General features: G+C 72.0%; 21 protein-coding genes. 12 read left to right on the top strand and 9 right to left on the bottom strand.

Annotation, left to right across the window (positions count from 1 at the left end):
- Position 1: 1 nt before the first annotated feature.
- The 4 genes from WD341_RS11630 to WD341_RS11615 all read left to right on the top strand — a co-directional run bounded on the left by WD341_RS11630 (position 2) and on the right by WD341_RS11615 (position 5,912).
- The gene (locus WD341_RS11630) at positions 2 to 1,459 is read left to right on the top strand and encodes an amidase (RefSeq protein ID WP_368425623.1); all 1,458 of its coding nucleotides are present in this window, start codon (positions 2 to 4) and stop codon (positions 1,457 to 1,459) included.
- Positions 1,456 to 2,790, top strand: coding sequence for an FAD-dependent oxidoreductase (locus WD341_RS11625; RefSeq protein ID WP_368425622.1), 1,335 nt, complete (start codon positions 1,456 to 1,458; stop codon positions 2,788 to 2,790). The genes WD341_RS11630 and WD341_RS11625 overlap by 4 nt, the downstream gene beginning before the upstream one ends.
- A 288-nt stretch (positions 2,791 to 3,078) precedes the next feature.
- Complete coding sequence (locus WD341_RS11620) at positions 3,079 to 4,896, top strand: 2-oxoacid:acceptor oxidoreductase subunit alpha (RefSeq protein ID WP_368425621.1); 1,818 nt, start codon at positions 3,079 to 3,081, stop codon at positions 4,894 to 4,896.
- Complete coding sequence (locus tag WD341_RS11615; RefSeq protein ID WP_368425620.1) at positions 4,893 to 5,912, top strand: 2-oxoacid:ferredoxin oxidoreductase subunit beta; 1,020 nt, start codon at positions 4,893 to 4,895, stop codon at positions 5,910 to 5,912. Before WD341_RS11620 ends, WD341_RS11615 begins: the two co-directional genes overlap by 4 nt.
- Positions 5,913 to 6,126: 214 nt before the next feature.
- Here WD341_RS11615 and WD341_RS11610 read toward each other — a convergent pair whose 3' ends face one another.
- From WD341_RS11610 to WD341_RS11590, 5 genes are all read right to left on the bottom strand, one after another.
- Positions 6,127 to 7,407, bottom strand: a complete 1,281-nt coding sequence (locus tag WD341_RS11610; RefSeq protein ID WP_368425619.1) for a TRAP transporter large permease — start codon at positions 7,405 to 7,407, stop codon at positions 6,127 to 6,129.
- A gap of 4 nt (positions 7,408 to 7,411) precedes the next feature.
- The gene (locus WD341_RS11605) at positions 7,412 to 7,909 is read right to left on the bottom strand and encodes a TRAP transporter small permease (protein WP_368425618.1); all 498 of its coding nucleotides are present in this window, start codon (positions 7,907 to 7,909) and stop codon (positions 7,412 to 7,414) included.
- Positions 7,910 to 7,943: 34 nt separating this feature from the next.
- Positions 7,944 to 8,993 carry a C4-dicarboxylate TRAP transporter substrate-binding protein gene (locus WD341_RS11600; protein ID WP_368425617.1) on the bottom strand — a complete coding sequence of 350 codons (1,050 nt, stop codon included), beginning with the start codon at positions 8,991 to 8,993 and terminating at the stop codon, positions 7,944 to 7,946.
- A 148-nt stretch (positions 8,994 to 9,141) separates the two neighbouring features.
- On the bottom strand, positions 9,142 to 10,227 hold the full coding sequence (locus WD341_RS11595; protein ID WP_368425616.1) for an Ldh family oxidoreductase: 1,086 nt from the start codon (positions 10,225 to 10,227) through the stop codon (positions 9,142 to 9,144).
- A complete protein-coding gene (locus WD341_RS11590) occupies positions 10,224 to 10,967 on the bottom strand; it encodes an SDR family oxidoreductase (protein WP_368425615.1) in 744 nt (247 codons plus the stop codon). Before WD341_RS11590 ends, WD341_RS11595 begins: the two co-directional genes overlap by 4 nt.
- 242 nt (positions 10,968 to 11,209) lie before the next feature.
- Between WD341_RS11590 and WD341_RS11585 the strand changes: the two genes are divergently transcribed.
- Positions 11,210 to 12,250 carry a GntR family transcriptional regulator gene (locus WD341_RS11585; protein ID WP_368425614.1) on the top strand — a complete coding sequence of 347 codons (1,041 nt, stop codon included), beginning with the start codon at positions 11,210 to 11,212 and terminating at the stop codon, positions 12,248 to 12,250.
- A gap of 201 nt (positions 12,251 to 12,451) precedes the next feature.
- Here the strand turns inward: WD341_RS11585 and WD341_RS11580 are convergent, their stop codons facing one another.
- On the bottom strand, positions 12,452 to 13,111 hold the full coding sequence (locus WD341_RS11580; RefSeq protein WP_368425613.1) for a GntR family transcriptional regulator: 660 nt from the start codon (positions 13,109 to 13,111) through the stop codon (positions 12,452 to 12,454).
- A 75-nt stretch (positions 13,112 to 13,186) separates the two neighbouring features.
- Between WD341_RS11580 and WD341_RS11575 the strand changes: the two genes are divergently transcribed.
- Entirely contained in the window at positions 13,187 to 14,341 is a 1,155-nt protein-coding gene (locus tag WD341_RS11575; RefSeq protein WP_368425612.1) for a pyridoxal phosphate-dependent aminotransferase, read from the top strand.
- Positions 14,342 to 14,374: 33 nt separating this feature from the next.
- Here the strand turns inward: WD341_RS11575 and WD341_RS11570 are convergent, their stop codons facing one another.
- Positions 14,375 to 14,836, bottom strand: a complete 462-nt coding sequence (locus WD341_RS11570) for a MarR family winged helix-turn-helix transcriptional regulator (protein ID WP_368425611.1) — start codon at positions 14,834 to 14,836, stop codon at positions 14,375 to 14,377.
- Between the two features lie 139 nt (positions 14,837 to 14,975).
- Here WD341_RS11570 and WD341_RS11565 point away from each other — a divergent pair, with 139 nt between their 5' ends.
- Entirely contained in the window at positions 14,976 to 15,812 is an 837-nt protein-coding gene (locus WD341_RS11565) for a ferredoxin (protein ID WP_368425610.1), read from the top strand.
- 22 nt (positions 15,813 to 15,834) lie between these two features.
- Complete coding sequence (locus tag WD341_RS11560; RefSeq protein WP_368425609.1) at positions 15,835 to 16,545, top strand: glutamine amidotransferase; 711 nt, start codon at positions 15,835 to 15,837, stop codon at positions 16,543 to 16,545.
- Between the two features lie 11 nt (positions 16,546 to 16,556).
- Here WD341_RS11560 and WD341_RS11555 read toward each other — a convergent pair whose 3' ends face one another.
- On the bottom strand, positions 16,557 to 16,862 hold the full coding sequence (locus WD341_RS11555; protein WP_368425608.1) for a hypothetical protein: 306 nt from the start codon (positions 16,860 to 16,862) through the stop codon (positions 16,557 to 16,559).
- Between the two features lie 135 nt (positions 16,863 to 16,997).
- On the opposite strand from WD341_RS11555, the gene WD341_RS11550 reads away from it, so the two are divergent.
- Positions 16,998 to 17,918, top strand: a complete 921-nt coding sequence (locus WD341_RS11550) for a transcriptional regulator GcvA (protein WP_368425607.1) — start codon at positions 16,998 to 17,000, stop codon at positions 17,916 to 17,918.
- On the opposite strand, the gene WD341_RS11545 is transcribed toward WD341_RS11550, so the two are convergent.
- The gene (locus WD341_RS11545) at positions 17,903 to 18,652 is read right to left on the bottom strand and encodes a helix-turn-helix domain-containing protein (protein WP_368425606.1); all 750 of its coding nucleotides are present in this window, start codon (positions 18,650 to 18,652) and stop codon (positions 17,903 to 17,905) included. The two genes, WD341_RS11550 and WD341_RS11545, sit on opposite strands and share 16 nt — an antisense overlap.
- 75 nt (positions 18,653 to 18,727) lie before the next feature.
- Here WD341_RS11545 and WD341_RS11540 point away from each other — a divergent pair, with 75 nt between their 5' ends.
- The 3 genes from WD341_RS11540 to WD341_RS11530 all read left to right on the top strand — a co-directional run bounded on the left by WD341_RS11540 (position 18,728) and on the right by WD341_RS11530 (position 22,563).
- Positions 18,728 to 20,002: an MFS transporter gene (locus WD341_RS11540; RefSeq protein ID WP_368425605.1), complete on the top strand. Its 1,275-nt coding sequence runs from the start codon at positions 18,728 to 18,730 to the stop codon at positions 20,000 to 20,002.
- Positions 20,003 to 20,091: 89 nt separating this feature from the next.
- The gene (locus WD341_RS11535) at positions 20,092 to 21,765 is read left to right on the top strand and encodes a formate--tetrahydrofolate ligase (protein ID WP_368425604.1); all 1,674 of its coding nucleotides are present in this window, start codon (positions 20,092 to 20,094) and stop codon (positions 21,763 to 21,765) included.
- 225 nt (positions 21,766 to 21,990) lie between these two features.
- The gene (locus WD341_RS11530) at positions 21,991 to 22,563 is read left to right on the top strand and encodes a hypothetical protein (RefSeq protein ID WP_368425603.1); all 573 of its coding nucleotides are present in this window, start codon (positions 21,991 to 21,993) and stop codon (positions 22,561 to 22,563) included.
- Positions 22,564 to 22,789: the final 226 nt, after the last annotated feature.

Here is a 22,789-nt window from a genome sequence, read left to right as displayed (position 1 = left end):
GATGGCTCGGGCCGCGGACCTCCGCTATCTCTCGGCAACGGAGGCCCGGGCCGGCTTCCTGGCCGGGCGCTTCTCGCCGGTCGAGCTGCTGCAGGCGCAGCGCGCGGCGGCGGCGCGGCTGGCGCCGCCGCTGAACTGCTTCACCCAGACCTATTGGGACGAGGCCGAGGTCCGGGCGCGCCGGGCCGAGGACCGCTTCGCCGCCTACCGCGCGGGCCACGGGCCGCTGCCGCGGCCGCTCGAGGGCATCCCCTACGGGGTCAAGGAGGGCCACGGCGTCGCCGGGCAGCCGCAGACCGACGGCTCGCTGCTCTACCGGGACCGCCTCGCCGAGGCGACCGACATCTCGGTCGCGCGCCTGCTCAAGGCCGGCGCCAACCAGGTTGCCCGCACCGTCGCGCCCGAGTTCGCCAGCGTGACCGTGACCCACAGCCGGGCGAACGGCGTCACCCGCAACCCCTGGAACCGCGAGATCACCCCCGGCGGCTCGGGCGGCGGCGCGGCGGCTGCCCTGGCGGCGGGGCTGATCACCGTCTGCGACGGCTCGGACTACGGCGGATCGATCCGCATCCCGGCCGGCCTCTGCGGCCTGGTCGGCTTCCGCCCCCCGGCCTTCCGCGTGCCCGAGGACAGCGGCTGGCTGTTCAACCGGATGTCGACACGCGGTCCCCTGGCGCGCTCGGTCGCCGACTGCCTGGCGCTCTACCGCGTCATGGCCGGGCCGCACCTCGGCGACCCCATGGTCGCGGCCAGGCCGCGGCTGCCCAAGCGGCTGCCCTCGGTACGCGGCTGGCGCGTCGCCTACAGCCGGGACTTCGGCGGCCTGTTCGAGATCGAGCCGGCGGTCGCCGCGGGCGTCGAGCTGGCGCTGCCCGGCTTCGCCGAGGCCGGCTGCCTGGTCGAGCCGGCGAAGCTGGCGATAGCGCGGGACAGCTTCTTCGTAGCGGCGCAGAACGCCTATCGCCTGCACTTCCAGGGCACCCTCGAGCAGTTCACGGCAGAGCAGCGCGCGCAGCTCTCGGACTACGTCCAGCGCGCCGATGAATACGGTGCGGACGTTCCGCTGATGCCGATAGAGGCCGTCTGGGATGTCGCCCGGACCAGCTACGGCCAGCTGGCCGCGCTGTTCCGCGACGGCGTTCGCGCACTGGTCACGCCGACCCTGGGCACCACGGCCGTCCCGGCCGACCACGACCCCGTCGACGGGCCGGTCTCGGTCGCCGGCAAGGCCGTCGATCCGCTGCTCGGTTGGGCGCTCAGCTACCCCGTCAACTTCTGGGGCGCGCTGCCCTCGATCACGCTGCCCTGCGGCCTGGCGCCCAACGGCGTGCCGCTCGGCCTGCAGATCGTCGGGCGACCCTACGACGAGGCGACGGTCTTCGCGCTGGCCGGCGCCTTCGAGGCGACCCGGCCGTTCCGCGACCGGCCCTGGCTCGACGAACTGGAGGCCCGGGCGTGACGCTCTCCGTCGCCATTGTCGGCTCCGGCCCGAGCGGATTCTACGCCGCCGAGGCCCTGCTCCAGCAGGGCGAGGTTGCCATCGACCTGATCGAGCGGCTGCCGACGCCCTTCGGCTTGGTGCGCGGCGGCGTCGCGCCGGACCACCAGACCACCAAGCAGGTGGTGCGCGCCTTCGAGCGCACCGCCCAGGACGAGGCGGTCGCCTATTTCGGCAATGTCGAGATCGGACGCGACCTCTCGATGGACGAGCTGCGCGGCCTCTACGACGCGGTGATCCTGGCGGTCGGGGCGCCGGCCGACCGGCCGCTCGGGATCCCCGGGGAGGGGCTGCCCGGCGTCGTCGGCTCGGCGGCCTTCGTCGGCTGGTACAACGGCCATCCCGATTTCGCCGGGACCGACCCGCCGCTCGACGGCAGGCGCGCCGTCGTGGTCGGCAACGGCAACGTCGCACTCGACGTCGCCCGGGTGCTGGTCAAGACGCCGCAGGAGATGGCGGCGTCGGACATCGCCTGCGAGGCGGCGGCGGCAATCGGGGCGGCGCCGCTCGAGGAGGTCGTGCTGCTCGGCCGGCGCGGCCCGGTCGAGGCCCGATTCTCCTACAAGGAGTTGCGCGAGATGGGCAGCCTGGCCGCCGCCGCCACGGTGGTGGCGGAGGACCAGCTGCCGGAAGAGGCGCCCGCGGGGCTGCCCGAGCGCGACCGGCGCGTCGTCGCCCGCAACCTCGAGATTTTGCGCGGCTTCGCTGCCGGTGGCGATCCGGCCAAGCCGAAGCGCGTGCGCTTCGAGTTCTACGCGCGGCCGGTCGCGGTGCTGGGCGGGGCGCGGGTCGAGGGTCTGCGCTGGGAGCGCACGGCGCTGCGCGACGGCAGGGTCGTCGGCACCGGCGAGACCCACGACCTGCCGTGCGGCCTGATCGTCCCCGCCATCGGCTACCGCTCGATCCGGCTCGCTGGCGTACCCTTCGACGCCGAGCGCGGTCGCCTGCGCAACCGCGACGGCCGGATCGCCGAGGGCCTCTACTGCGTCGGCTGGTGCCGGCGCGGCCCGAGCGGCGTCATCGGCTCCAACAAGCAGGACGGCGACCAGGCCGCCGCGACCATCGCGCGCGAGATCCGGCCGCGGGTCGCGGCGGGCGGCGGCAAGCCGGGGCGCGCCGGCCTGCGGCGCCTGCTGGCCGAGCGCAGCCTGCGCTGGATCGACTATCCCGACTGGCTGGCGATCGACGCCGCCGAGCGGGCGGCCGCCACCGGGGGCGCGCCGCGGCGCAAGTTCGTCACGGTCGCCGACATGCTGGCGCTGCTCGACCGCGGCGGACAACCCGGAGCCTGAACCGGCGAAGGAGGGGTCGCGCAGGGCTGGAATGCCGGTTGCGACCTTGAAGCGGCTGAGGGGAAGAGCGATTTCTGCGGCAGCGGGGTGCCGCCGCGCCGAATTCCCCAGAGATTACGGGGCTGAAGTGGCGGCGGCGACGTGCTAGAGCGCTCTTCGCTGAGGTCGGCATCGTCGTGATCGCCAGGGGCTGGACCGGCCGCCAGCTCCCGGTCCGGGCATCGAGGGTAAGCGGGAATGGAAGGTACGAGCGTCCTAGCGCAGCCGCGTCAGGAAATGGAGTCGGCGGTGGTCCGTTTCGCCGGCGATTCGGGCGACGGCATGCAGCTGACCGGCAGCCAGTTCACCCTGGCGACCGCGCTCGCCGGCAACGACCTGGCGACCTTCCCGGACTTCCCCGCCGAGATCCGCGCGCCGGTCGGCACGACCTACGGCGTCTCGGCCTTCCAGATCAACTTCGGCGCCCGCACGATCCGCACCGCCGGCGACGCGGTCGACGTGCTGGTCGCGATGAACCCGGCCGCCCTCAAGGTCAACCGCAGCGACCTCAAGCCCGGCGCGCTGATCATCGTCGACACCGGCGCCTTCAACGCCAAGAACTTCGCCAAGGCGCACTATGCGGCCGACCCGCTGGAGGACGGCTCGCTCGACGCCTACCGGATCCTGCGGGTCGACATGTCCTCGGCGACCGAGAAGGCGGTCGAGAGCCACGGGCTGACCAAGAAGGAGGCCCTGCGCTGCAAGAACATGTGGGCGCTGGGGCTGATCTACTGGATGTTCGGGCGCGACCGCCAGTCGACCGTCGACTGGCTGGAGACGAAGTTCGGCAAGACGCCGCAGATCGCCAACGCCAACATCGCCGCGCTCAACGCCGGCCACGCCTACGGCGAGACCGCGGAGCTGCCGACCGGGGTGCGCACCTACTCGGTGCCGGCCGCGAAGCTGCCGGCCGGCCTCTACCGCAACGTCACCGGCGCCGAGGCGCTGGCCTGGGGCCTGGTCGCGGGCTGCAAGCTGGCCGGCCTGCCGATGACCTTCTGTAGCTACCCGATCACGCCGGCCTCGCAGCTGCTGCATCTGCTCGCCGGCGCCAAGAGCTACGGCGTCACCACCTTCCAGGCCGAGGACGAGATCGCGGCGATCTGCGCGGCGATCGGCGCCTCCTACGCCGGCGCCCTCGGCATCACCTCTTCCTCCGGTCCCGGCATCGCGCTCAAGACCGAGGCGCTCGGTCTGGCGATCTCGGTCGAGCTGCCGCTGGTCGTGGTCAACTCCCAGCGCGGCGGCCCCTCGACCGGGCTGCCGACGAAGACCGAGCAGTCCGACCTGTTCCAGGCGGTCTACGGCCGCAACGGCGACGCCCCGCTGGCGGTGATCGCCTCGCGCTCGCCGCACGACTGCTTCGAGGTCGCGATCGAGGCGGTGCGGCTGGCGACGACCTACATGACGCCGGTGATGCTGCTGACCGACGGCTACCTCGCCAACGCCTCCGAGCCCTGGCAGCTGCCGAGCTTCGCCGACTACCAGCCCTTCCCCGTCGCCTTCCACTCGGATCCCGAGGGCTTCCATCCCTTCCGGCGCGATCCCGAGACCTTGGCGCGGGTCTGGGCCAAGCCCGGGACGCCCGGGCTGATGCACCGCATCGGCGGCATCGAGAAGGACTACGACAGCGGCAACATCTCCTACGACCCGGCCAACCACCAGCGGATGACCGACACGCGCGCCGCCAAGATCGCCGGCATCGCGCGCGACATCCCGGCCCAGGGGGTCGAGCAGGGCAGCGAGCGCGGACGTCTCGCGGTCGTCGGCTGGGGCTCGACTTACGGCCCGATCAGCCGCGCCGTCGCCAACCTGCGCAACGCGGGCGAGGACGTCAGCCAGGTTCACCTGCGCCACATCTGGCCGCTGCCCGCCAACCTCGGCGAGCTGCTGGCCGGCTACGACACGGTGCTGGTGCCGGAGATGAACAACGGCCAGCTGGTCAAGCTGCTGCGCGCCGAGTACCTGCTGCCGGCCGTCGGCCTGTCCAAGGTCTCGGGCAAGCCGTTCAAGATCGCGGAGCTGGAAACGGCGATCCACGCCGCCCTGGAGGGCCGAGAGCCATGAACGTCGTGACCCCGCCGGAGAAGCTCGAGCGCAAGGCCAAGGACTACGCCAGCGACCAGGAGGTCCGCTGGTGCCCGGGCTGCGGCGACTACGCCATCCTGAAGGCCATGCAGAAGACCTGCGCCGACCTGGCGCTGCGGCCGGAGAACACGGTCTTCGTCTCCGGCATCGGCTGCGCGGCGCGCTTTCCCTACTACATGTCGACCTACGGCTTCCACACCATCCACGGCCGCGCCCCGGCGGTCGCGACGGGTGTCAAGCTCGCCAATCCCGAACTCGACGTCTGGGTGATCGGCGGCGACGGCGACATGCTGTCGATCGGCGGCAATCACCTGCTGCACGTGCTGCGCCGTAACGTCGACCTCAACGTGCTGCTGTTCAACAACGAGATCTACGGCCTGACCAAGGGCCAATACTCGCCGACCAGCCGCATCGGCACCCGCTCGCCCTCGACCCCCGGCGGCTCGCTCGACGCCCCGGTCTCGGCGGCGCTCTTCGCGCTCGGCTCCGGCGCCCGCTTCGTCGCGCGCGCCGTCGACACCCAGCAGAAGCAGCTGCCCGAGGTCCTGAAGCGCGCCCACGGCCACCGCGGCGCCTCCTTCGTCGAGATCTTCCAGAACTGCATCGTCTACAACGACGGCGCCTTCGAGCACTTCACCGCCCGCGACGTCGTCGAGGAGATGCAGATCTACGTCGAGCACGGCCGGCCGCTGGTCTTCGGCAAGAACCGCGACAAGGGCCTGCGCCTCAAGCCCGGCAGCATCGCCCTCGAGGTCGTCGAGCTCGGCGCGGAGGGACCCGAGGCGGCCGGCGTGCTGGTCCACGACGAGACCGACCGGATGCTGGCGACCCTCCTGGCCGGCCTGCAGCCGCCGCTGCCGGTCGCGATCGGTGTGCTCTACTGCGACCCGGCGGAGTCCTACGAGCATCAGGTCGTCGGCGAGCAGATGGCGGCCGCGGTCGAGGGCGACATCGACGCCCTGCTGCGCCGCGGTCATACCTGGACCGTGGAGTAGGCGGGTCACGGCTCCGGTCGACGCACGGCGCCCCGCCCAGCGGTCGCGCTTCATGGTGAGCCTGTCGAACCACGAAGCGCGAGTAGCACCGGCAAGGCGACCGGGTGCACCATAGCGGCCCCGCCGTCGCGCTCTCATGGTTCGCCCTTCGACAAGCTCAGGGTGAAGGGCTCACCATGAAGCGACGGAGGGTTGGGAGAAACCGAACCTCCTCTCACCCGAATAGCAGCTCCGGCAGGAACAGCACCAGGCTCGGCACGAAGATCAGGACCAGCGTGACCGCGCCGACCGCGAGGAACAGCGGGACAGATTCCCGCGAGTATTCGCCGACCGGGCATTTCAGGATCGAGCAGACGACGTACATCGCCGCGCCCACGGGCGGCGTGAAGTTGCCGATCGTGGCGGCGACGATGAAGACGATGCCGAAGTGCACCGGATCGCCGCCGAGCTCGCGGACCAGCGGCAGCAGGATCGGCGTCAGCATCAGTATCAGCACGGTCGCGTCGATGAAGAAGCCGGTCACCAGCACGAAGAGCGCGATCAGCACCATGATGGCGGTCAGGCTGTCGGTGGCGCCGAGGATCCAGCCGGAGATCGTCGCCGGCACGCGCTCGAAGACGATGCCGTAGCTGAAGATCGCGGAGAGCGCGATCAGGAACATGACGGCGCCGACGTCGGCGAGGCTGCCTTCCAGCGCCTCAAGGAAGCTTGCCCGGCGCAGCTTGCGGTAGACCAGCAGGCCGATGAAGACGGCGTAGACCACGGCGAAGGCGCCGATCTCGGAGGGCGTGAAGACGCCCATGCGCAGGCCGAGCAGCAGGAAGATCGGGAACAGCAGCGCCCAGACCCCGCCGCGCAGGCCGCGGCCGACCTCGCCGAGGCTCGGCCGCGTCGTCCGCTCCGGCCGGTAGCCGCGGCGCCGGGCGGTCAGCCAGACCGCTCCCGTCAGGGCGAGCCAGAGCAGGAAGGCGGGGAAGAAGCCGGCGGCGAACAGTCGGCCGATCGAGACCTGGCCGATCGAGCCGTAGAGGATCATGCCGATGCCGGGCGGGATGATCGGCGTCAGCACGGCGCCGAACGACAGCACGCCGGCCGCGAAGCCCCGGGTGAAGCCGCGCTGCACCATGGCCTCGCCGAGCATGCGCGCCTGCATCGCGGCGTCGGCGATCGCCGAGCCGGAGACGCCGCCCATCAGCGCCGAAAGCGCCAGCGAGACCTGGGCCAGGCCGCCGCGCAGGCGGCCGGTCAGCACCGAGGCGAGATCGAGCAGCCGCTCGGTGATGCCAGAGCGGTTCATGAAGTTGCCGGCCAGGATGAACAGTGGGATCGCCAGCAGCGCGAAGTTCTGGGTCTGGGAGACGGTGACCTGGACCGGGATAGTGAAGGGCAGCTCCGGATGCTGCAGGAAGAACAGGCTGCCGGCGATGCCGATGGCGAAGGCGACCGGCATGCCCATCACCAGCAGCACCACGAAGGCGAGGGCGACGATCAGCATGGGGTCACCGCGCCGTCCCGGCCGGCCCGCCCAGCAGGCCGTCCTCGCGCAGCCGGTCGCGCAGCTTGAGCAGCGTCGTGACGGCCAGGAGCAGCGCGCCGACCGGCAGGCTCATGGTCACCCAGGAGTAGCTGACGCCGGGGATGCCCTGGAAGCTGCGCGCCCGGCTGACCCATGACAGCTGGATGCCCGAGTAGATCAGGTAGGCCAGGAAGACCAGGATCAGCAGGTAGTTGCAGCAGGCGATCACGGTCCGCGCGCGGGCCGTGACGCGGCTGCTCAGGAAGTCGATCGCCATCAGGGCGTCCTTGCGCCAGGCGACGTCGGCGCACAGGAAGCAGGCCCAGGCGAAGAAGCAGGTCGAGAGATCGATGGTCCAGTTCAGCGGGCTGTGGAGCATGCGCGCCACGCCGCCGGCGAAGATCAGCAGCACCATCAGCAGCAGGAAGGCGCCCGCCAGGACCGCCTCCAGCCTGAGGACGAGAGCATAGAACCGGCGCATCTCTCGCGGGGGCCTTCCTGCCTGCCTCGGGCCGCTACTTCTTCATCTCTGCCTGGACCTTGTTCTTGGCGTCGACGAGGCCGAGGACCTCGTAGGCCTTCTCGCCCGCCTCGCGGAACGGCTCGAGGTCGATGCCCTCGACGATCGTCATGCCGCGCTCGCGCAAGGTCTCCTTGGACTTGTCCGCCGCCTCCTGCATCACCGCCGAGGTCTCCTGGCCGGCCTTCCGGCATTCCTCGACCAGCGCGGTCTGGTAGTCGTCGGGCAGGCCGTCGAACCATTCGGAGCTGACGACCTGGAAGTTGACCAGCAGGATGTGCGCGGTCTCGTTGGCGAACTCCAGGACCTCGTTCAGGTTGGCCGCGGTGATGTTGGGATAGACCAGCTCGGCGCCGTCGATCGCCCGCTGCTGCAGGCCGGGATAGACGTCGCCGAAGTTCATGGCGACAGGCTCGGCGCCGAGGGCGCGGATAGACTCCTGCCAGATCGGCGCCGGTGGCGTGCGGATGCGCAGGCCGTCCAGGTCGGCCGGCGTGCGCACCTCCCTGTTGGTGTAGAAGTGGCGGAAGCCCTGGACCCAGTCGAAGCAGACGACCTTGAGTCCGTGGGACTCCGCGAGCTCCTCCTGCCAGGCCTGCATGGTCGGCGAATCGGCGAGCGCGAAGGCCTCCTCGATCGAGCCGACGAAGTAGGGGCCGTTGACGACGGCGATGCCAGGCACGTAGTTGCCCAGCCGCGCCGCGTCGGTGTTCTGCCCGATGTTCGCGCCCTGGCGGATCTGCTCGATGATGTCCTCCTCGACGCCGAGCTGGGAGCTCGGGAAGACTTCGATCTTGAGGCCGCCGTCGGTGCGCTCGGCGACCCCCTCGGCCCAGGCCTCGAAGCCCTTGTGGTAGGGCTCGCTCGGTGCGAGCACGTGGTTGAAGCGCAGCGTGTGCTCCTGCGCCCGGGCGCTGCCCTGGGTCGCGCCGACGGCCAGGGCGGCCACGGCCAGCGACAGGCCCAATGAGGTGAGTCTGGTCTTGAGCGCCGCCGTCCTCGGGTTGCCGGTCCGCGACGTCGCCTGCCTCGTGGAAATCGACATGTACCTTCTCCTTCTGCGGTGTCCGCTGCTGGTTCCAGAACGGTCGGTAGCAGGGGAGGAGATGCTCTCGCTCCTCCCGTCGCACGTCGCCGTGCGGTGGCGGGCGCTTCTCGAGGGCGCCCTTGAACGAGGGATCTCGGCGGGGCGGCTAGCCATGGCCCGCGCTCCCGGCCGGAGCGGCGAGGCCGAAGCGCTCGGCCAGGCGCTCGAAGGCCAGCGCCGTCGCCGGGTCGAGGGGCACCCCCTCGGTCTCGCGGCGCCCGGCCTCGGCCCATTCGCGGTCGCCCGGCGCCAGCACGGCGCCGCCGGCGTGCGCCGGCGAGCCGCGCAGCGTCGCCAGGTAGCGCCGCATGGCTTCTTCAAAGGCCTCGGTGTTGATGAAGGCCTGCGGCCGGATCGCCAGCACGAAGGCGCCCAGGCCGCGTGGCGTGGCGAAGTCCGGGCCCATCATCGGCGCGACCTCGGTGCTCAGCTTCATGCCACTGAGCACGGCGCTGAGGATCTCGGCGAGGCCGGCCAAGCCGGCGCCCTTGTAGCCGAAGGCGCCGCCCAGCGGCGCGAGCATCTCGGCGAGGTCGGGGTTCTCGGTGTCCTTTCCCTCGGTGTCCGATGCGACGCCGGGGGGCAGGGCGCGCCCGAGGCTCCTGTAGAGCTGGACGCGATTGTAGGGGATCGCACTGGTAGCCATGTCGAGCAGCCAGGGCCGCTCGTCCGCGACCGGCACCGCGCAGGCGATGGGATTGGTGCCGTGGAAGCGCCCGGCGCCCTCGTGCAGGCGCACGAAGCTGTCGGCGTTGCAGACCGCGAGGCCGATGCAGCCGGACTCGGCCGCGGCGAGGGCGTAGGCGCCGGCGGCGCCGAAGTGCGAGGAATTGCGGATCGAGACCGCGCCGATGCCGAGCTCGCCGGCGAGGCGCACGGCCTCCGCCATGGCGGTGTAGCCGGCCAGGGCACCGTGGCCGTCGTCGGCGTCGAGCGTGGCGACCGCGCCGAAGCCACCGGCCAGCCGCAGCTCGGGCCGGGGATTGACCCGGCCGCCGGTCAGCACGGTGACGTAGTGGTCGAGCAGGCGAACGCCGTGGCTGTCCACGCCCAGGCGCGAGCCGTGCAGCATCGCGCGCGTCGCGGCCTCGGCGGTCGCCGCGTCCGCGCCGGCCGCCGAGAGCACCGCGCGGCAGAAGGCTTCGAGCTCGGCGAGCCCGACTCGCCCGGGCTTCCCGGAAGCTCTCGTCACAGCGTCTGCCCGCCGTCGACGACCAGCAGCTGGCCGGTCATGAAGGCGCTCTCGTCGCTCGCCAGGTAGAGGGCGGCCGCCGCCATCTCCTCCGTCGTGCCGAGCCGGCCCATCGGCTGGCGCGCGACGAAGGCCTTGCGCGTCGCCTCGGGGTCGTCCGTGGCCTGCATGCGCGCTTCCAGCGAGGGCGAGGCGGTGGTGCCGGGACAGAGCGCGTTGACCCGCACGCCGCTGCGGATGACGTCGCGCGCCACCGCCTTGGTGAGACCGATCACCGCGGCCTTGCTGGCGCCGTAGGCGGCCCGGCCGGGCACGCCGGTCAGGCTGGAGGCGACCGAGGCGACGTTGACGATCGAGCCGGCGCCGCGCTCGATCATGGAGGGCAGCGCGGCGCGGATCGTGTGGAAGCAGGAGGTGACATTCTGATCCAGGCTGCGCGCCCAGTCCTCCTCGCTGCAGTCGAGCAGCGAGCCGTTGTGGACCCAGCCGGCGCAATTGAAGAGCACGTCGAGAGGACCGGCCGCGGCGATCGACCGGCGCACGGCCTCGCCGTCGGTGACGTCGAGCGCCAGCGGCGCGATCGCCGGATCGAGCTCCGGGAGGTCCTGCAGCTTCGCGAGCGTGCGGCTCGCCGCCACGACCTCGGCGCCCTCGCGCGCGAAGGCGAGGGCGACCGCGCGGCCGATGCCCTGGCCCGCGCCCGTGACGAAGGCCCGCTTGCCGGCCAGTCGACCCGTCATGCCTCGCCGTCCTCCCACAGTTGCGGCCACAGTTGCGGCCACAGATGCGGCCACAGGTGCGGCGGTTCGTCCTCGCCGCCATTATTGTCTTCTGTATACACTAGCCGTTCGTGATCGGGAGACGCAACGGGCTTGTGCCGCCGGTCGAATTGCCTGCGGCGGGCGGCCCGCCTATTTTTCGGCTGCGGTTGCGCCGCGCGCGGTTCGCGGGCCGCGGCGCCTGCGAGAAGGGGGAAGGGCCGATGCCGCGGGAGCGGAGCGCATTCTCGGAGGCTCGGGGCGGGGTCGCCCTCGGCGCGGCGCCGCGTCTCTACCAGCGCGCCTACGGCATCCTGGCGGAGCAGATCGGCGAGGGCGTTCTCGCCGCCGGCGCGCGGCTCACGGAATCGGCCGTCGCCGCCCAGTTCGGCATCAGCCGGGCGCCGGCGCGCCGGGCGCTTCTCGAGCTGGCGCGCAGCGGACTTCTGGTCAAGGCGCCGGGCCGCGGCTACCGCGTCTCGCCCGGCGTTCCCAATCGCGAGAGCGTGGCGGTCGGCCCCGAAGTCGCGGGCGGCGGCGCCCCGGCCGACGTGCTGCGGCTCGCCTCGCTGCCGAGTTGGGAGCGGATCTACGGCCAGGTCGAGGAACAGATCGTCGCCCGCATCGCCTTCGCCGACTGGCGGCTGAACGAGGCCGAGCTCGCCCGCCACTACGGGGTCAGCCGCACCGTCGCGCGCGACGTCGCCGGCCGCCTGCAGCAGTGCGGCCTGCTGCGCAAGGACGAACGCTCGCGCTGGTTTGCCCCGGCGCTCAGCCCCGATCATATCGGCGAGCTCTACGAGCTGCGCTGGATCCTGGAGCCCGCGGCGCTCGCCGAGGCCGCACCCAAGGTGCCGCGCCCCTTCCTGGCCGGGATGCGCAGGCACCTGGAGGTGGCGATCGCCAACGCGCGGGAGATCGGCGGGCCGACGCTCGACGCGCTGGAGGAGGAGATGCACGTCGCGCTGCTCGGCCACTGCGGCAATCGCACCCTGGTGCAGGCGATCTCGCTGCACCAGTCGCTGCTGATCGCCCACCGCTTCCTCTATCGCTGGACCGGCTCCAGCCTTTTCGAGACGGAGCCCTTCCTGCCCGAGCATCTGGAGGTCGTCGAGCGCCTCGAGGCCGGACGGGTCGAGGCGGCGGCCGAAGCGCTGAAGCGCCACCTCCAGGTCTCGCGCGAGCGCGCCATCGCCCGGGTCGAGGTCATCGTCCGGGAGTTCGAGCCCGACGAGTTGCCCTATCTCGTTCGCCTCTCACCCTGAGGTCGCGGCCTTCCGGCGGCTCGGCGGGGTCGAAGCGATAGAGCAGGTCGTCGCGCACGACGACGAAGGAGCCGGGCCGGCTGACCACCTCCCGGCCGTCCCGGGCGAAGCGCACCTCGCCCAGCGCCGGCACCGTGATCAGGAAGGCGTCGTCCTCCTCGCCCAGCAGGTGGCCGCGCCCGAAAGGTCCGGCCGGCGAACTCAGCCGGCCTTCTTCGCCGCGCGGCGCAGCAGGCCGACCATGTTCTGGGTCGCGGCGTCGATGTGGCTGTCCATCTCCGCCACCGCCCGCACGGCGTCGCGCGCCCGGAAGGCCTCCAGGATCGCCCGGTGCTGGTCCTGGGAGTGGTCCTGGTAGTCCTGCATCTGCCAGACCGCGCGCAGGTAGCGGTCGGCGTTGCGCCAGAGCTGCTCGATCGTGCCCATCAGCCGCGGCCGACCGGCCGGCGCGTAGAGCGCCCTGTGGAAGTCCCAGTTCGCCACCGCCCAGACGTCGATGTCGCTCTTGCCCTCGGCGGCGGCGATGGCGGCGGCGGCCGCCGCCCAGTCGGCCTCGCCCGCCTTGGGCACCGCCAGGGTCGTCGCCAGGCATTCCAGGGTCCGGCGCAGGTCGCCGAGGTCGATGGCGTCCTCGGCGTCGAGGCGGGCGACGAAGGAGCCGCGGTTGCGCTCGGCGGTGACGAAGCCCTCGACCTCCAGCTTGCGCAGGGCCTCGCGCACCGGGATGTGGCTGACGCCATGCTCGATGGCGATCTTGTCCTGACGCAGCGCCGTGCCGGCGGCCAGGTTGCCGGCGATGATCTCGGCGCGCAGCCGGCTGGCGATGGTCTCCGGCAGGGAGGGTCCGGCGCTCTTGGCCAAGGTCTTTTCCGCCTGTTTAATATATAATATATTAAATGGAGACACCGCTCCACCGCTGCAGCAGGAATCAATGCCATGCCGGTCTCGCGCTTGAAAGACATCCCGGGCATCGGCGTCGATCGCATGGGCGATCTCGCCGACGCCGCCGCCGACCCGGAGCTGCTCCGCCTCGAGAACCTCGACACCGACCTCAGGCCGCCGGAGGCCGCCCTGGCGGCGAGCCGCCGTGCTCTCGAGGACGACGCGGCGAACAGCTACCTGCCGTTCCTCGGCCAATGGCCGCTGCGCAAGGCGGCGGTCGCCCGCGTCGCCCGGCTGAGCGGCGTCGACTACGGCGGGCCCGAGGGCTGCGTGATCACGGCCGGCGGCCTCAGCGGCATCCTCAACAGCCTGCTGGCGCTGCTCGAGCCGGGCGACCGGGTGCTGCTGCCGGCACCGATCTACGCCGGCCTCATCAACCGCGTCCGCCTGGCCGGCGGCGAGCCGGTCTTCGTGCCGACCCATCCGACGCCGCAGGGCTGGCGGCTCGACCGGGACGCGCTGCGCGGGCTGCGCGGCCAGGGCATCCGGGTCGTGCTGGCGATGAGCCCGGCCATGCCGAGCGGCTGCTGGCTCGACGCCGAGGACTGGGCGGCGCTGGCCGAGCTGTGCCGCAGCGAGGACGCCTGGCTGCTCTACGACGCCGCCATGGAGCGGCTGCTGTTCGACGGCCGCGCCTACCTGCATCCGGCCTCGCTGCCCGGCATGGCCGAGCGCACCGTCACCGTCGGCTCGGTCTCGAAGGAGTTCCGCATGATCGGCTGGCGCGTCGGCTGGGTGGTCGGCCCCGGGCGGATCTTGCCGGATATCGGGCTGGTCGGCATCCACAACGTCGTCTGCCAGGTCGGCATCGCCATGGCCGCGGCCGCGGCGGCGCTGACCTGTGCCGACGACGGCGTCGCGGCGGCGGTGGCCGAGTGGCAGGCGCGCCGCGACTGCCTCCTCGAGGAGTTCTCGGAGCTGCCGGCGATTCCTCCCGCCGGCGGCTGGTCGCTGCTGCTCGACTGCGCGCCGCTCGGACTGTCGGGCGCCGAGGCCTCGCGGCGGCTGTTCGAGACGGCCAAGGTCGCGGCGACCCCGATGGCCGGCTGGGGCCCCGGCAGCGAGCGCTATCTGCGCTTCGTCTTCGCCAACGAACCGGTCACGCGGCTCGCCGGCATCGGCCGTCGGGTGCGCGACGCCTTGGCGTGACCGCCCCGTCCTGACGCCCTGGCGCGACGCCTGTCAGACCAGCCGGCGGAGCAGCGAGAGGAAGACCGCCCGCTGCGCTTCGTCGAGAGGCTCGAGCACGGCCTCGTTGACCCGCTCGCTCTCGGCGAGCAGCCGTCCGATCAGGCTGCGGCCGTCCCGGGTCAGCCGCAGTACCATGCGGCGGCGGTCGGAGGCGTCCGGCGTCCGCTCGATGTAGCCGCGCTCGCCGAGCCGCCGCATGACGCCCTGGATCGTCGCCGGGTCCATCGCCGCGAGCCGGCCGAGCCGGTTCTGCGACAGCTCGCCCCGCTCGTGGAGTCGCGCCATGGCGAAGTACTGGGCCGGAGTCAGCTGATGCTCGGACAGCAGGCCGAGGTAGATCGCGGAGGCCCGCTGGTGCGCCCGTCGGAGCAGGTGGGCGGCCTGGTCGTCGAGGCCCACCGGCCCTCCCTCGTCCCGCGCGCCCGGCAGGACGTCGGTGATGCAAGTGTCCATGCTTTCGATCTCAACCTCGCTTCGTTCTGGACCGTCCGCCTGGACCGGCGGCGTTGCGACTCGCCGCTCGTCTCCTGATTCTGCAAACCGTTCTCATTCAATATCCAGCCGCAGGCAAAGAGAAAGTGTACTTTTCATCATGGCTGGGTCTCGCCAATCGGCCGAGCTGCTCGGCTTCGGCGGTTCGGCTCGACAGGAGCGAAGGAGGCGGCGCCTGTTCGCTGGCAAGCATCCCGACGACTACGCCGGCCTTGCCGCGGCGGTGGCCGCGCTCGGCCTGAGGCCGCGCGGCGGCTTCCGCCCGGCGCCCGGGGAGGGAGTGCCGGACGAGGCCGGCGCGCCCGCGGCGACGCTGGTCCTGATCGGCGCCCTGGGCGAGAGCCACTGGCCGGCCTTCTCGCGCTCGCCGGAACGGCGTGACGGGCGCCCCGACCCGCTCGACCGCTGGAGCCGACGTCTGATCGAGGGGCTCGCGAGCGAGTGGCGGGCACGCGCGCTCTTTCCCTTCGACGGCCCGCCGCCCTGGCCGTTTCAGCGCTGGGCGGCCCGTGCCGAGCCGCTCCACGCCTCGCCGCTCGGCCTGCTGATCCACCCCCACTACGGCCTGTGGCACAGCTATCGCGGCGCGCTGGCCTTCGGACGGTCCCTGCAGGGGCTGCCGGTACGCGAGGCGCTGCCGAGTCCCTGCGCCGCCTGCGAGGAGCGGCCCTGCCTGTCTGCCTGCCCGGCGGGCGCCTTCGCCGCGAACCAGCCCCCGGTCCGCACGGCGCGCTTCGACGCCGGCGCGCCGGTCGGATACGATACCGGGCGGTGCGCGGCGCACCTGGACGGTCCGGGCGCGCGGGCCTGCCTGGCCGCGGCCTGCCTGGCGCGGGCCGCTTGTCCGGTTGGCGCGGCGCACCGATATGGTCCGGCGGCGGCGCGCTTTCACCTGGGCGCCTTCAAGGCGTCGCTGGACGGGAGCAGGCGCGCGTGACAGCGGAGCGGACAGTGGAACGATGAGCGATACGGTGGTCCTGGTGCGACACATGCCCGGCGAGCGACAGGACCGCGTCGCCGAGTCGCTGGCCCGGCGCGGCTACCGGCTCGAGACGGTCTGGGTCGCCGACGGCCAGCCGCTGCCGGAGCCCGAGGCCCGCCATGCCGGGGCGGTCGTCTACGGCGGCGCCCAGATGGCCAGCCAGAGCGACCGCTACGACTACCTGACGGCGGAGCTGCGCTGGATCGAGCGCTGGCTGGCCGCCGACAAGTCCTACCTCGGCATCTGCCTGGGCGCGCAGATGCTGGCGCGCGCCGCCGGCGCCCGGGTCGCGCCTCACCCGGGGGGCCTGAGCGAGATCGGCTACGTGCCGATCGCGCCGACCGCCGGCAGGCCCGACTTCGTGCCGCCGGGCCTCAGCGTCTACCACTGGCACAGCGAGGGCTTCGAGCTGCCGGCCGGCGCCGAGCTGCTGGCCCGCGGGCCGGTCTTCGAGAACCAGGCATTCCACCTCGGGGCGGGAAGCTACGGGCTGCAGTACCACCCCGAGGTCACCCTGGAGATGATGGAAAGCTGGATGGCCGAGGCGGCGCACATGTTGAGCTTGCCGGGGGCGCATCCGGCCGAGGTCCAGCGCGCCGACGCCGAGCGGCATCACGGGCCGCTCGGCGCCTGGCTGGAAGGCTTCCTGGAGGGCTGGATCGGCCACCGGCAGCCGGAGCCCGCCTGAACCCGCGCAAGTCAGCCGCAACCGCGGACCTGGGGCTCCTGAGGTCCCGCGAGGCGGAGACCGGCGCTCGCCAGGCGCTGGCCGCTGCGGGCCAGTAGCCGGCCGACAGCCTGCCTCAGCACGCGCAGGCGGCGCTCCCGCCGTTCGGCACGCGCGTGCAGACGGCGTTCCAGCGCCTCCGCTCGCAGCTGCGCCTGCCGCAGCCGGCTGTGACGCAGGTCGTCGTTGAAGTCCTCCGCGGCGTTGCGGAAGTGGGTCGGCAGTCCTCCGGCGCGCGCCAGGGTCAGGTAGAGCAGGTCCGAGCGATCGAGATACATGAGAACACCTCATCGTCTAGGCGGGGCCTCCCGCAGGCCCTCTCTGCCCACGAAAATGCGCGCTGAAGGGTTGCGCCACAAACGCCGATCTCTCATCATATGGATGAATAGAACTTGGTCATGACGGGACTATCCATGCGCCGTCTGCCCCCACTAAACGCCCTGCGCGCCTTCGAGGCCGGGGCGCGCCACCTGTCCTTCACCAAGGCGGCGGAGGAACTCAGCGTGACTCAGACGGCGGTCAGCCATCAGGTCCGCCTGCTCGAGGAGCATCTTCAGGCGCGCCTGTTCCGGCGCCTGACCCGCAAGATCGAGCTGACGGCCGAGGGTCGCCGGCTGCTGCCCGGCCTGAGCGAGGGCTTCGACCGGCTGGCCGAGGCCGTTGCCGCCGTCGAGCAGCGCGGCGAGGAGCGCTGCCTGACGGTCAGCGTCACGCCCTCCTTCGGATCCAAGTGGCTGGTCGGGCGGCTGCCGCGCTTCTGGCGCAGCCATGCCGACATCGACCTGCGGCTGCACCACACCATGGACCTCGTGCAGTTCGGCCGCGACGAGGTCGACATGGCGGTGCGCTACGGCAACGGCAACTGGCCCGGCCTGACCGCTGAGTGCCTGCTGTCGGTCGACCTGGTGCCGGTCTGCAGCCCGCTCCTGCTGGAGCGCGGTCCCCGGCTCGAGACGCCGGCCGACCTGGCCGGCCACGTCCTGCTGCACGAAGACGACTACGAGGAGTGGTCGCAGTGGCTGACCATCGCCGGCGCCGGCGAGGTCGATGCCCGCCGCGGCCCGGTGCTGGACGACGGCTGGGTCATGCTGCAGCTCGCGGCCGAGGGCGCCGGTGTAGCGCTCGGCAGCTTCGGGCTGGTCGCCGACGACCTGGCGGCGGGGCGCCTGGTCAGCCCCTTCGACCTCCGGCTCTCGACTGGCGCCGCCTACCACATCGTCTATCCCCAGGGGGCGCTCGGCGACCCCAGGGTGCGCGCCTTCCGCGACTGGCTGCTGGAGGAGGCCGCGCTGTCCGCCGGCGAAGACGGCCCGTCGCCTCAGCCGGCGAAGTAGCGTCCGGGGCTGGTGCCGAAGGCCTTGCGGAAGGCAGCGACGAAGGCGCTCGGGCTGTCGTAGCCGAGGTCGAGGGCGACGGCCGTGACCGGCTCGCCGGCGGCCAGGCGGGGCAGCGCCGCCAGAAAGCGCGCCTGCTGGCGCCAGGCGGCGAAGCCGAGCCCGGTGTCGCGCTTGAAGTGGCGCAGCAGGGTCCGGGGCGCGGCGCCGACCCGCGCCGCCCAGTCCTCGAGGCGGCGGCCGTCGCCGGGGTCGGCGAGCAGCGCCTCGGCGACCCGGCGCGCGCGCCGGTCGAGCGGCAGCGGCAGGTGCAGGACCGCCGCGTCGAGACCCTCGAGCTCCTCGAGCAGCGCGGCGATCAGCCGGGTCCAGGCGCGCGCCGGCGCCACGGTTTCGGGCAGGTCCATCAGCCGCAGGATCAACTCGCGGGCCAGCGGCGTCACCGAGAGCACCGCCGGCTCCGCCGGCACCCCGGGCAGCCTCGGCAGGAAATAGAGGCTGCGCAGCTCGACGCGGCCGTGCATGACGACCTCGTGGACCAGGCCCGCCGGCACCCAGACCGCGCGCTGCGGCGGCACCGTCCAGCTGCCCTGGGTCGTCTCGACCGTGACGACGCCCTGGGCGGCGTAGACCAGCTGGCTGCGGCCGTGGCTGTGCCGGCCGGTGCGCGTGCCCGCGCGATAGCCGGCCGCGAAGGGCCGCACCGGCGCGGCGGAGAGCTCGCCCGCTTCCACGATATGTCCGATTCTCGACATCGCTTGCCACGATAGCGCGCGCGCGCCGCTACGCCAGCCCTTATCCTTGCGGCCATGCGCTTCCTCTTTGTCAACATCGGCCACGCCTACGCGCACTTCTTCCTGCTGATCTATCCCACCGTCGTGGTGGTCATGCAGGTCGAGAGCGGCGGCGACTACGGCGACCTGCTGCTGCCCTCGACGGTCGGCTTCGTCTGCTTCGCCGCCGGCACACTGCCGGCCGGCTGGCTCGGCGACCGCTGGAGCCGGCCGGCGATGCTGGCGTTGCAATTCCTGCTGCTCGGCCTCGGCGCGCTGCTCGCCGCCGCCCGCGAGGACGCTTCGCTGCTGCTGCCCGGCCTCGCCCTGATCGGCCTCGGCGCCTCGATCTATCACCCGGTCGGCTTGCCCCTGGCCGCCGAGACGGGCCCACGGGTCGGCATCGGCGTCGGGCGCGCGCTCGGCGTAAATGGCGTCTGGGGCAACATGGGCGTCGCCGCGGCGCCACTGCTGAGCGGCTGGCTCGCCGTGCGGCTCGGCTGGCAGGGCGCCTTCCTGGTACCTGGCGCGCTGTCGCTGGCGACGGGCCTCGCCTTCCTGCCGCTGTGCCGCAACTGGCCGCGCCCGGTGCAGGACGCGCCGGCTGCCGGCAAGCCCGCGGCCAGCACCGCCGCGAGCGCCGCCGCCACCGCCGAGCGCTGGCGCATCATGGCCTTCTTGCTGGTCGCGGCCCTGTTCGGCGGCCTGATCTTCGCGGCCATGACGGTGGCCCTGCCGAAGATGCTGGCCGAGACGCCGGCCGCCGGCCTGCGGATCGGCGACGCCGCGACCGGCGCGACCCTGGGCGCCGCCGGCCTCGCCAGCCTGGTCTTCGCGCTCGCCGCCTTCGCCCAGCTGCCGAGCGGGCGCGCCGTCGACCGCTTCGGGGCGCGGCGGCTGATCCTGCTGGTCGCGGTGCCGCAGATTCTGCTCTTCGCCCTGCTGGCGTTGCTCCAGGGCTGGGTCGCGATCCTGCTGCTGGCGCTGGTCGTGCCGCTGATCTTCGGCGAGATCCCGATGCACGACAGCCTGGCGGTGCGCGCGGCCGATCCGCGCTGGCGCGCCCGCTTCTTCGCGGCCAAGTACATGCTGTCGCTGGGCGTCAGCAGCGCCGCCGTGCCGCTCATCGCCTGGCTGCACGGCCCCGAGGTCGGCTTCCGTGCGCTCTTCGCGCTGCTCGCGGTGGCCGCCGGCGGCATCGTCGTGGCGGCGCTCCTGCTGCTGCCCGGCGCGCGCCCGGCGGGCGATCGGGTCGCAGCGGTCGTCGCGCCAGCCGGCATGGCGCAAACCAAGCGGCCCCGGTCGATCTGAGGACAGTCCGCGCGCCGCCGGCCGGGCTAGCGTCGCGCGCCCCGGTGGGGTAGTGCGGCACCACGACAGTCCAGCAGAGGAACCGAGAGATGGCCAAGAGCGACATCGAGATCGCCCGCGAGGCGACGCTGCAGCCGATCGGCGAGATCGCGGCGAAGCTCGGCATCCCCTCGGAGGCGGTGCTGCAGTACGGCCATCACAAGGGCAAGGTGTCCTTCGAGTTCATCAGGAACCTCAAGGACCGCCCCGACGGCAAGCTGGTCCTGGTCACGGCGATCAGCCCGACGCCGGCCGGCGAGGGCAAGACCACCACCACCGTCGGCCTTGGCGACGGGCTCAACCGGATCGGCAAGAAGACGGCGATCTGCCTGCGCGAGCCCTCGCTCGGGCCCTGCTTCGGGGTCAAGGGCGGCGCGGCCGGCGGCGGCTATGCCCAGGTCGTGCCGATGGAGGACATCAACCTCCACTTCACCGGCGACTTCCACGCCATCGGCGTCGCCCACAACCTGCTGTCGGCGCTGATCGACAATCACGTCTACTGGGGCAACGAGCTCGGCATCGACCAGCGCCGCATCGCCTGGCGCCGGGTCCTCGACATGAACGACCGCGCGCTGCGCTCGATCGTCAACTCCCTGGGCGGCACCGCCAACGGCTTCCCGCGCGAGGACGGCTTCGACATCGTCGTCGCCTCGGAGGTCATGGCGATCTTCTGCCTCGCCACGGACCTCGAGGACCTGACCGAGCGGCTCGGGCGGATCGTTATCGGCTACACGCGCGACCGCAAGCCGGTGCTGGCCTCCGACCTGAAGGCGCACGGGGCGATGGCCGTCCTGCTCAAGGACGCGATCATGCCGAACATCGTCCAGACACTGGAAAACAACCCGGCCTTCATCCATGGCGGTCCCTTCGCGAACATCGCCCACGGCTGCAACTCGGTGATCGCGACCCGCGCCGCCCTGAAGCTGGCCGACTACGTCGTCACCGAGGCCGGCTTCGGCGCCGACCTGGGCGCCGAGAAATTCTTCGACATCAAGTGCCGCAAGGCCGGCCTCAAGCCGAGCGCGGCGGTCATCGTGGCCACCGTGCGGGCGCTGAAGATGCATGGCGGCGTCGCCAAGGAGGATCTCGGCAAGCCCAACCCCGATGCGGTGCGCAAGGGCGCCGCGAACCTGCAGCGCCACATCGCCAACGTGAAGAAGTTCGGCGTGCCGGTGCTCGTCTCGATTAACAAGTTCACGGCCGACACAGACGCCGAGGTCGCCGCCGTCATCGAGGCCGCGGCCTCGCAGGGCGTCGAGGCGGTGCTGGCCAACCACTGGGCCGAAGGCTCGGCCGGCATCGAGGGGGTCGCCCGCAAGGTCGTCGAGCTGGTCGAGGGTGGGGGCGCCCAGTTCGCGCCGCTCTATCCCGACGAGATGCCGCTGTGGGACAAGATCGGCACGATCGCGACCTCGCTCTACGGCGCCGACGAGATCCAGGCGGACAAGGTCACCCGGGCGCGCATCAAGGAGCTGCAGGACACCGGCTACGGCCACCTGCCGATCTGCATGGCCAAAACCCAGTATTCCTTCTCGAGCGACCCCAACCTGCGCGGCGCGCCGACCGGCCACGCGGTCACCGTGCGCGAGGTGCGCCTTTCGGCCGGCGCCGAGTTCGTCGTCGCGATCTGCGGCGACATCATGACCATGCCGGGCCTGCCGCGCGTCCCCTCGGCCCACAACATCCGGCTGAACGACCGCGGCCAAATCGAGGGTCTCTTCTGACCCGGCGCGGCAAGCGGCCGACGTCGCCTCGCGCCGCGCCGCGCACGGCGCTGGCCGGAGCCGGCGAGCAACTCGCGCGTCAAGTGTTTGACCTGCCAGGATTCACCTTTCATCCCTTGTAAATCTCTGGCCGGTAGGTGTAGGACAACAGCCACCATCCGCCTTGAGGGGGATCAGATGATTCGTTGGGTTGGGCGTGCCGTTTCGGCCGCCGCGTTCTGTGCCTTGGCCGCTTCGGCGGCCGGCAATCCCGCCGCCGCGGCCGAGCAGAAGGCGGCGAGCGCTGCCACCATGCCGCTCAAGCTGCAGGCGGTGATCATGTCCGGCGCTAAGCCGATCCAGCGCAACGTCAGCTTCCAGCTGGAGCGGTTCGACAAGGGCCGCCGCGAGATGGTCGCCAACCTCACCGGCGGCGTCGCCGACGTGAAGCTGCAGCCGGGCAAGTACCGGCTGACCACGGCCTACGGTGCGACCGTCATCGAGGAAGACATTGAGATCCGCTCGGCCAAGGACCTGCCGCATGAGGTCAATCTCAACGCCGGCGAGATCGGCCTCCGGATGATCCCGCGCAACGGCGGGCAGGCGGTCACCACCCCGATCGACTGGAAGGTCCTCAGCTACCGCAAGAACGGCAAGGGCGAGCGCGACGTCGTCTTCAGCGCCAACGCCGCCGAGACCGAGGTCGTGCTGCCGGCCGGCTGGTACCTGGTCCACGCCAACGAGAACGGCAAGCTGACCAAGCACACCATCGAGGTCGGCGCCGGCACCCGCTACGTCTACACGCTGGTCCGTAAGTAGCGGCGCACCCGCTGCTTTCGGTTCCAAAGGGCGCCCCTCGGGGCGCCCTTTCTCGCTCCGGGGCGCCCCGAGGAGGTCGCAGGTGCCGCGGCAGATCGGCGGCAAGCGACAGCCTGTGCGGCGATCTTGAGTCGAACTCCTTGAAACCGGTTTCATGCGAGACGGCGGTCATCGAATCGACGACCTCCTGGGCCTACGTCGGCGCCGGCCTGCGCATCCAGCTCGA

Source organism: Tistlia sp. (assembly GCF_040905785.1).
Classification (GTDB): domain Bacteria; phylum Pseudomonadota; class Alphaproteobacteria; order Kiloniellales; family DSM-21159; genus Tistlia.
Note: the sequence above shows the minus strand (reverse complement) of the source record. Positions and strands in the feature narration are given on the sequence as shown.

Excerpts from the sequence above, each read along its gene's own strand:
- WD341_RS11630 (WP_368425623.1), top strand. The coding sequence starts at position 2 with ATGGCTCGGGCCGCGGACCTCCGCTATCTCTCGGCAACGGAGGCCCGG.
- WD341_RS11615 (WP_368425620.1), top strand. The coding sequence starts at position 4,893 with ATGAACGTCGTGACCCCGCCGGAGAAGCTCGAGCGCAAGGCCAAGGAC.
- WD341_RS11610 (WP_368425619.1), bottom strand. The coding sequence starts at position 7,407 with ATGCTGATCGTCGCCCTCGCCTTCGTGGTGCTGCTGGTGATGGGCATG.
- WD341_RS11605 (WP_368425618.1), bottom strand. The coding sequence starts at position 7,909 with ATGCGCCGGTTCTATGCTCTCGTCCTCAGGCTGGAGGCGGTCCTGGCG.
- WD341_RS11600 (WP_368425617.1), bottom strand. The coding sequence starts at position 8,993 with ATGTCGATTTCCACGAGGCAGGCGACGTCGCGGACCGGCAACCCGAGG.
- WD341_RS11590 (WP_368425615.1), bottom strand. The coding sequence starts at position 10,967 with ATGACGGGTCGACTGGCCGGCAAGCGGGCCTTCGTCACGGGCGCGGGC.
- WD341_RS11585 (WP_368425614.1), top strand. The coding sequence starts at position 11,210 with ATGCCGCGGGAGCGGAGCGCATTCTCGGAGGCTCGGGGCGGGGTCGCC.
- WD341_RS11575 (WP_368425612.1), top strand. The coding sequence starts at position 13,187 with ATGCCGGTCTCGCGCTTGAAAGACATCCCGGGCATCGGCGTCGATCGC.
- WD341_RS11570 (WP_368425611.1), bottom strand. The coding sequence starts at position 14,836 with ATGGACACTTGCATCACCGACGTCCTGCCGGGCGCGCGGGACGAGGGA.
- WD341_RS11565 (WP_368425610.1), top strand. The coding sequence starts at position 14,976 with ATGGCTGGGTCTCGCCAATCGGCCGAGCTGCTCGGCTTCGGCGGTTCG.
- WD341_RS11560 (WP_368425609.1), top strand. The coding sequence starts at position 15,835 with ATGAGCGATACGGTGGTCCTGGTGCGACACATGCCCGGCGAGCGACAG.
- WD341_RS11555 (WP_368425608.1), bottom strand. The coding sequence starts at position 16,862 with ATGTATCTCGATCGCTCGGACCTGCTCTACCTGACCCTGGCGCGCGCC.
- WD341_RS11550 (WP_368425607.1), top strand. The coding sequence starts at position 16,998 with ATGCGCCGTCTGCCCCCACTAAACGCCCTGCGCGCCTTCGAGGCCGGG.
- WD341_RS11540 (WP_368425605.1), top strand. The coding sequence starts at position 18,728 with ATGCGCTTCCTCTTTGTCAACATCGGCCACGCCTACGCGCACTTCTTC.
- WD341_RS11535 (WP_368425604.1), top strand. The coding sequence starts at position 20,092 with ATGGCCAAGAGCGACATCGAGATCGCCCGCGAGGCGACGCTGCAGCCG.